Annotated in this window: 3 protein-coding genes; all 3 read right to left on the minus strand. The window is 38.0% G+C overall.

Going from position 1 to position 2,420, the window contains the following annotated elements; all coding sequences use genetic code 11:
* Window positions 1–50: 50 nt before the first annotated feature.
* Complete coding sequence (gene murA, locus MRZ08_RS06945; protein WP_297380984.1) at window positions 51–1,325, minus strand: UDP-N-acetylglucosamine 1-carboxyvinyltransferase; 1,275 nt, start codon at window positions 1,323–1,325, stop codon at window positions 51–53.
* Window positions 1,326–1,334: 9 nt separating this feature from the next.
* On the minus strand, window positions 1,335–1,964 hold the full coding sequence (upp, locus tag MRZ08_RS06950; protein ID WP_015777687.1) for a uracil phosphoribosyltransferase: 630 nt from the start codon (window positions 1,962–1,964) through the stop codon (window positions 1,335–1,337).
* An 8-nt stretch (window positions 1,965–1,972) separates the two neighbouring features.
* Window positions 1,973–2,420, minus strand: a 448-nt coding sequence (locus MRZ08_RS06955; RefSeq protein ID WP_297380989.1) for a Sua5 family C-terminal domain-containing protein, incomplete at its 5' end; no start/stop codon positions are given.

Consider the following 2,420-nt stretch of genomic DNA (forward strand, 5'->3'; position numbering starts at 1 on the left):
TCTAAATATAATGTTGGTAACTATGCCTTTAATCTTCATTTTATTTCCTATTAATCAACTGTAACTCTTTTGATATCTGCTCCAAGCTTGGTTAACTTATCAACAAGATTGCTATATCCCCTATCTATATGATAAATTTCAGAAACTCTAGTCTCTCCTTCAGCAACAAGGCCAGCCATAACAAGAGCTGCTCCAGCTCTAAGGTCTGTTGCCTTGACACTTGCTCCATGAAGTTTCTCAACTCCTGCAATCGTCGCCCTATTTCCAGAAGTTGCTATTACTGCTCCCATCTTGGAAAGCTCCTCTACGTGCATGAATCTATTTTCAAATACAGTTTCTTGAATCCTACTTTCTCCATCGCTTAGGGTTAGAAGGGCCATAAACTGCGCTTGCACGTCTGTAGGAAAGCCCGGGTATGGAAGAGTTTGGATATTGGTTGCCTTGAGCCTATTTGGAGCCTTAACAAAGATAATATCTTCTTCTTCGATTTCTTCGACATCTGCGCCGATTTCTATAAGTTTTGCTATAACAGGTCTTATGTGAGAGCCTATCACATTAGTAATCTTCACATCTCCCCTGGTCATAGCAGCTGCTAGCATATAAGTTGCTGCTTCTATCCTATCAGGAATAATAGTGTGTCTGGTTCCTGTAAGCTTCTCAACTCCAGTAATTGTAATTGTAGAAGTTCCTGCTCCCTTAATTTTTGCTCCCATTTTGGATAGGAAAGAAGCAAGGTCTACAATTTCTGGCTCCTTGGCAGCATTTTCTATTATAGTTTCACCTTCTGCAAGAGTCGCAGCCATGATAATATTTTGAGTAGCACCAACTGAAGGGAAATCTAGGTAGATTTCATCACCTATCAGGCCCTCATTTGCTTCTATAGCAATCTCATCATCATTTATCCTAGTATCTGCACCCAAGGCATTGAATCCCTTAAGGTGAAGGTCAATAGGCCTTGAACCTATATTGCAACCACCTGGCGCTCTTGTGTAGGCCTTATGAAATCTTGAAAGAAGTGGACCCATAACTACAAAGGATGCACGCATCTTATCCATAAGCTCATAAGGAGTCTCACAGGTATTGATTCCACTTGAGTCTATCCTTAAACTATTTTTTCCTATATATTCTACCTCTGATCCAAGATGTTTTAGTACATCTACCATTATTTCAACATCTTTAAGCTCTGGAACACCATCTAGGATTATTTCTTCAGTACCTAAAACACAAGCAGCAAGAATTGGCAGGGCAGAGTTTTTGGCACCAGAGATTTCTACTTCTCCCTTAAGTGGTCCATTTGAATTTATTATTAATATCTCTTTAGTCATCTTAAGTCCTTATTTTGTACCGAACAATCTATCTCCAGCATCTCCCAGTCCAGGAACAATATAGCCATTTTCGTTGAGATTCTCATCCATTTGGGCTACGAAAATATCTACATCATCGTGTTTTTCTTGAATTGCTTTTATACCTTCTGGTGCGGCTATTATACAAAGAAGCTTAATTGACTTACATCCTCTTTCCTTAAGTCTTTCAACAGCGTCATTTACTGACCCACCTGTTGCAACCATTGGATCTACTACCAAGATATCTCTGTTTCCTATATCATTTGGAAGTTTGCAGTAATATTCGACTGGCTCTAGAGTCTCTTCGTTTCTATACATTCCTATATGGCCAATCTTAGCTGCTGGAAGTACTTCAAGGACCCCATCAACCATACCCAGTCCTGCTCTTAGGATTGGAACTACAGCTTGCTTTTTACCTGCTAATCTATATCCAGTTGTCTTTGTAATAGGTGTTTCCATTTCAAATTCTTCAAGACTTAAATCCTTGCTTGCTTCATAGGCAAGAATCATTGCAATCTCAGTTACCAAAGACCTAAACTCATTGGCGCCTGTATTCTTATCTCTTAATATTGTTATCTTATGTTTAATTACTGGATGATCTAGTACATTTACTTTTCCCATATGCCCTCCTATAAATATTCTATATTGCCAGCGGCAGATTTTTTCATTCTATTCATTATACTCTTACCCAAGTTATTATCCATTACACCTTCGGCTAGTATAAGATCTACTTTTAATTTATCCATCTTTCTTAGAGCTGTAAATAGGACATGACTCATTTGACTTAAGTCACTTCTATCACCAAAAGAAATTCTTTCAAATCCTTCAAATCTTTCCATATCTTCTTCAAAGATCAAGACGCCTACTTTGAGTCCCTTATTTTCATATTCCTTAGCTTTTTTGTAAATAAAATCAGAAGCCCTAGATCCTACATAAACCTGCATCCTAGCCTTAGGAGCGTAGTGTTTGTATTTTTGACCTGGAGATTTGGGAATCTTATTATCGTCGACTAAGGCATCATCTAAAACTACATTAGGAAGAATTTCTCTAATATATTCTAAGGTATAAAAGCCTGGT

This window comes from Anaerococcus sp., from assembly GCF_022770135.1.
Taxonomy (GTDB): domain Bacteria; phylum Bacillota; class Clostridia; order Tissierellales; family Peptoniphilaceae; genus Anaerococcus.

Excerpts from the sequence above, each read along its gene's own strand:
- murA (WP_297380984.1), bottom strand. The coding sequence starts at position 1,325 with ATGACTAAAGAGATATTAATAATAAATTCAAATGGACCACTTAAGGGA.
- upp (WP_015777687.1), bottom strand. The coding sequence starts at position 1,964 with ATGGGAAAAGTAAATGTACTAGATCATCCAGTAATTAAACATAAGATA.